This window comes from Microbacterium sp. 69-7, from assembly GCF_001897985.1.
In the GTDB taxonomy this organism is placed as follows: Bacteria; Actinomycetota; Actinomycetes; order Actinomycetales; family Microbacteriaceae; genus Microbacterium; species Microbacterium laevaniformans.
Window position 1 is genome coordinate 1 of the sequence record NZ_MKRU01000110.1, and the last position, 4,841, is coordinate 4,841.

Annotated in this window: 6 protein-coding genes; 3 read left to right on the forward strand and 3 right to left on the reverse strand. The window is 70.8% G+C overall.

Annotated elements, in window-relative coordinates:
- The coding region (locus tag BGN98_RS13785; protein ID WP_288121702.1) for an MsnO8 family LLM class oxidoreductase at window positions 1-873 on the forward strand (873 nt) is incomplete at its 5' end.
- A gap of 17 nt (window positions 874-890) precedes the next feature.
- Here the strand turns inward: BGN98_RS13785 and pheA are convergent.
- A complete protein-coding gene (gene pheA / locus BGN98_RS13790; protein WP_288121703.1) occupies window positions 891-1,874 on the reverse strand; it encodes a prephenate dehydratase in 984 nt (327 codons plus the stop codon).
- A gap of 23 nt (window positions 1,875-1,897) precedes the next feature.
- On the opposite strand from pheA, the gene BGN98_RS13795 reads away from it, so the two are divergent.
- Window positions 1,898-2,533, forward strand: coding sequence for a hypothetical protein (locus BGN98_RS13795; protein WP_288121704.1), 636 nt, complete (start codon window positions 1,898-1,900; stop codon window positions 2,531-2,533).
- Window positions 2,534-2,566: 33 nt separating this feature from the next.
- Complete coding sequence (gene pgm / locus BGN98_RS13800) at window positions 2,567-4,210, forward strand: phosphoglucomutase (alpha-D-glucose-1,6-bisphosphate-dependent) (RefSeq protein WP_288121705.1); 1,644 nt, start codon at window positions 2,567-2,569, stop codon at window positions 4,208-4,210.
- A 78-nt stretch (window positions 4,211-4,288) separates the two neighbouring features.
- On the opposite strand, the gene BGN98_RS13805 is transcribed toward pgm, so the two are convergent.
- On the reverse strand, window positions 4,289-4,510 hold the full coding sequence (locus BGN98_RS13805; RefSeq protein WP_288121706.1) for a hypothetical protein: 222 nt from the start codon (window positions 4,508-4,510) through the stop codon (window positions 4,289-4,291).
- Window positions 4,507-4,749, reverse strand: coding sequence for a hypothetical protein (locus BGN98_RS13810; protein ID WP_061683795.1), 243 nt, complete (start codon window positions 4,747-4,749; stop codon window positions 4,507-4,509). The genes BGN98_RS13805 and BGN98_RS13810 overlap by 4 nt, the downstream gene beginning before the upstream one ends.
- Between the last annotated feature and the right edge of the window lie 92 nt (window positions 4,750-4,841).

Below are 4,841 nucleotides of genomic sequence, written 5' to 3' on the forward strand. Positions count from 1 at the left end.
GTGCTGATCGCCGCCGCCGCCGCACGCACGTCGCGCATCCGGGTCGGCTCCGGCGGCGTGATGCTGCCGAACCATGCGCCCCTCGTCGTCGCGGAGCAGTTCGCCGCCCTCGAAGCCATCGCTCCCGGCCGCATCGACCTGGGCCTCGGGCGGGCTCCGGGAAGCGACCCGGTCATCACCCAGTTGCTGCGCATGAGCGGCACCTCCAGCGACGTCGACCGCTTCCCCGATCACGTGCGCGACATCGGCGCACTCATGTCGCCCGAGGGTGCGACGGTGCGCCTCACGGGCCGCGCCGGCGACGACGACCGCTACGGCATCCACGCGACGCCGGCGGCGACGGGCGCGCCCGAGGTGTGGCTGCTCGGATCGAGTGACTACTCGGCGCAGCTCGCGGCCGCATTCGGGCTGCCCTACGTGTTCGCCAACCACTTCTCGGGCGAGGGCCTCGAGCGGGCACTAGACCTCTATCGCGGCCAGTTCCAGCCCTCGGCGCACCTCGACGCGCCCCGCACCTTCCTCACCGCCAACGCGGTCGTCGCCCCCACCACCGCCGAGGCCGAGGAGCGCATGCTGCCGCAGGCACGGATGATGGCGCGTCTGCGCGGCGGGCGCCCGCTCACGGCTCTGGAGAGCGTCGAGCAGGCCGCGGCGGCGGAGGCGGAGGACCGTCTCGCCGGCCCTCTTCTCGACGCGCTGCGGCGGCGCTGGTTCGTCGGCACCGGCGACGACGCGCGCGGGGCGATTTCGGCCTTCGCCGATCGCCACGGCGTCGACGAGGTCATGGTCTCGCCCGTGTCGGGTGCGTACGACGAGGAGGCGATGGATGCCGCCGCGGGCCGTATCCAGACCCTCGAGCTGCTCGCGGCCTGAGGCGCGCGGCGGGAGGCTCAGGCCTCCGGTGCGCCGGAGATGAGCGCGCGCAGCCAGTCGCGGGCCTCGACGAACACCTCATCCGAATAGCGCTCCGGATAGTGCACGATCGCGCGGTCGGCACGCGGATAGGAGCCCAGATAGATCATCTTCGGGCTGAACCGCCGCAGGCCCAGCAGCGCGTCGGCCATGCGCTCGTCTTGGATGTGCCCGTCCGCGTCGATGACGAACCGGTAGCGCCCCAGGGCGTCGCCGATCGGTCGCGAGGCGAGCAGCGACAGGTTGATCCCGCGCGTGGCGAACTGCTCGAGCATCTCCATCAACGCGCCCGGGTACTCCTCGGGCAGCTCGACGATCAGCGAGGTCTTGTCGGCGCCGGTCGGCGCGGGCGGCGCCACGGTGCGGCCCACCAGCACGAAACGGGTGACGGCGTTGGCATTGTCGCCGATCTCCTCGGCGAGCAGCTGAAGGTCGTGGTGTTCGAGGATCGCGGGCGGCGCCACCGCGGCATCCGCGTCGCTCACACCCTCCAGCATGTCCACGGCCGAGGCGACATTGCTCGACGCCGGCAGGTGCGCATGGTCGGGCAGATGCGCCGACAGCCACCGCAGGCACTGCGCGTAGGCGACCGGGTGCGCGGCCACGAGGGTGACGTCTTCGATGCGGGTTCCCGGGCGGGCGACGAGCACGAAGTTCACGCGGACCAGATACTCACCGATGATTCTCAGCCCGGGCATCGTGGCCAGCGCATCCTGCGCCGTGGACACTCCGCCGTCGACCGAATTCTCGATCGCGATCATCGCGGCATCCGACCGGCCCTCGACGACATCGGCGAGCGCTTCGGCGACATTGCGCACCGGACGCCAGATCTGATCGCGCGCTTCGGGCACCTGCGCCAGCGCCGCTTCGGTGAAGGTTCCGGCCGGTCCGAGATAGCTGTAGGTACGGCGCGCGGGCACGGATGCCGCAGACGCCCCGGTCGACGAAGGCGCGGAAGTCACGGGTGACAGCCTACGCTGAAGGGGTGATCCGCCGATTCTCCCCCCTCGCCGTCGTCACCGCCGCCGTCCTCGCGCTCGGGTTGAGCGCATGCGCCCCCGTCGAGGAGAAGCCGGCGACCCAGCCCACGCCGACCGGTTCTGCGAGCGCAACCCCGACGCCGACGCCCACTCCGACAGCGACGCCCTCGCCGTCGCCCACGGCCGACCTCGCCTGCCTCGTCGGCGCGTGGCACATGGGCCAGGACCAGGTCACCGCGTTCTACAACGACGTGAACTCGCTCATGGCGGGATCCGGTGCGAAGTTCACTCCCGTCGGCACCGCGGATCTCATCCTCCGCAAGGACGGGACCTACACGTGGACCCCGGCCGAGCAGGTCACCGCGAACGTGTCGGGAACGACCATCCTCATCAACTTCAAGGGCTCGATCACGGGAACCTACACGGTCACCGGCAACGGGATCGGCAGCCAGACCCAGGACACGTCGGGCTTGGAGATCGTCGCGACGATCGACGGCAAGGGCACGGATGCCGGCGCCATCAGCCAGCAGATCTCGGTCGCGCCGATCAGCGACGCGAAGTACGGGTGCAAGCCCGACACGCTCACGCTCATCAACAAGCTGTCCGACAGCACGGCGACATCGGTCCTGCACCGAGAGTGAGCACGGGCGCCGCGGCAGTGACAGACTGTGGACATGAGCCGCGCAGGACAGCCAGCCGAAGCCTCCGACCTCGTCGACATCGATGAGCTCATCGCCGCCTACTACGACCTCAAGCCCGATCCGGCCGTCGCCGAACAGCGTGTCGCCTTCGGCACGAGCGGCCACCGCGGCTCGTCGCTGAGCACGAGCTTCAACGAGGACCATATCCTCGCGACCACCCAGGCGATCGTCGACTACCGCACGGCGCAGGGCATCAGCGGTCCGCTCTTCCTCGGTCGCGACACGCACGGCCTGTCGCTTCCGGCAGAGCGGACGGCGGTGGAGGTCCTGGTCGCCAACGGTGTGGACGTCCGTACCGACTCCCGCGATTCGTGGGTGCCGACACCGGCCCTCAGCCACGCCATCCTCACCTACAACCGCGATCTGGCCGCCGACGACCCCGCTCGCGCCGACGGCATCGTGGTCACCCCCTCGCACAACCCGCCGCGAGACGGAGGCTTCAAGTACAACCCGCCCCACGGCGGCCCGGCCGACACCGATGCCACCGGCTGGATCGCCGACCGCGCCAATGCCCTCATCGCCGCCGGCCTCGAGGGCGTGCGGCGCACGCCCTTCAAGGACATCGACGCCGACACCCTCGGTTCGTACGACTTCCGTGAGGGCTATGTCGCCGACCTCGGCAGCATCATCGACGTCGCCGCCATCGCGAAGGCGGGCGTGCGCATCGGCGCGGACCCCCTGGGCGGCGCCTCGGTCGAGTACTGGCAGCTGATCGGCGAGCGCTACGGCCTCGATCTCACCGTCGTGAACCCCGAGGTCGACCCGACATGGCGCTTCATGACACTGGACTGGGACGAGAAGATCCGCATGGACCCGTCGTCGCCGTCCGCGATGGCCGCTCTCGTGGCGCGACGCCATGAGTACGACATCCTCACGGGCAACGACGCCGACGCCGACCGCCACGGCATCGTGACGCCGGATGCCGGGCTGATGAACCCCAACCACTACCTGGCAGTGGCGATCGACTACCTGTACGCGCACCGCCCACAGTGGGCGGCCGACGCCGCCGTCGGCAAGACCCTCGTCTCGTCGATGATCATCGACCGGGTCGCTGCGGCGCTCGGTCGGCGCCTGCTCGAAGTGCCGGTCGGGTTCAAGTGGTTCGTTCCCGGCCTTCTCGACGGGTCGGTCGCGTTCGGCGGCGAGGAGTCGGCGGGAGCCTCCTTCCTGCGTTTCGATGGCTCGGTGTGGACGACCGACAAGGACGGCATCCTCCTGTGCCTTCTCGCCGCGGAGATCCTCGCGGTCACCGGCAAGACGCCGTCGCAGCGCTATGCCGAGCTGGAGGCCCAGTTCGGCGCCTCCGCCTATCAGCGCGTGGACGCCCCGGCGACGCCGGCGCAGAAGTCCGCCCTGTCCAAGCTCGCCCCGGAGGCGGTCACCGCGACCGAGCTCGCCGGCGAGCCGATCACCGCGAAACTGTCGCACGCGCCCGGCAACGGCGCCGCGATCGGTGGCCTCAAGGTGCAGACCGCACACGCCTGGTTCGCCGCACGCCCCTCCGGCACGGAGGACGTCTACAAGCTGTACGCCGAGTCGCTGCGCGGCGAGGAACACCTGCGCGACGTGCAGGCCGAAGCCCGCGCCGTCGTCGCGGCCGCGCTGGGCGACGCGTGACACGCACCGATCGCTGACCGCACGAACGGAAGCGGCCCCGGCCCCTCACAGAGAGGGACCGGGGCCGCTTCCGCTCACTCAGCCTCGCGCGGGACGCCGACGCAGGACCAGCGCCGCGCCGGCGAGGACCAGGAGCATGGCGATGGCCAGAGCCACACCGAACGGGGCCGTGGCGCCGGACGTCGCCAGCGCCGTCGGCGCTGCCGTCACCGTGACCGCGTACCACCCGATCACCGCTCCGGAGGCGTCGGTCACCGCGAGGCGGTGCGCGCCCGCCGGAGCATCCGTCGGAACGGTCACGGCGATCGTTCCCGCTGCCGAGACGGTTGCGGTGCCGAGGGCTCGCGGCGTCGAGAACAGCCGCCGATGTTGTAGCGGGCGATGTTGAGGTTGAGCCCCTTCTCGCCGAACACCTTGTCCAGGAGGTCCTGGCGAACCGCCTCCGGGTAGCCACCGGTGGCGTTCGCGAACCAGACCAGGCTGGTCCCCCACCCTTCGAAGGGCTCGGAGGCGTAGGCGGGGTTGGGGGTGATCGTCACCGTGGGAGGCGCGGATGCCGCTGCCGTCGCGATGTTGACGTCAACACGCGACGTGCGCGGCGCGGCGGCGCCCCCTCATCAGGCCACGCGTG

Coding starts and splice junctions, on each gene's coding strand:
- pgm (WP_288121705.1), top strand. CDS start 2,567: ATGAGCCGCGCAGGACAGCCAGCCGAAGCCTCCGACCTCGTCGACATC.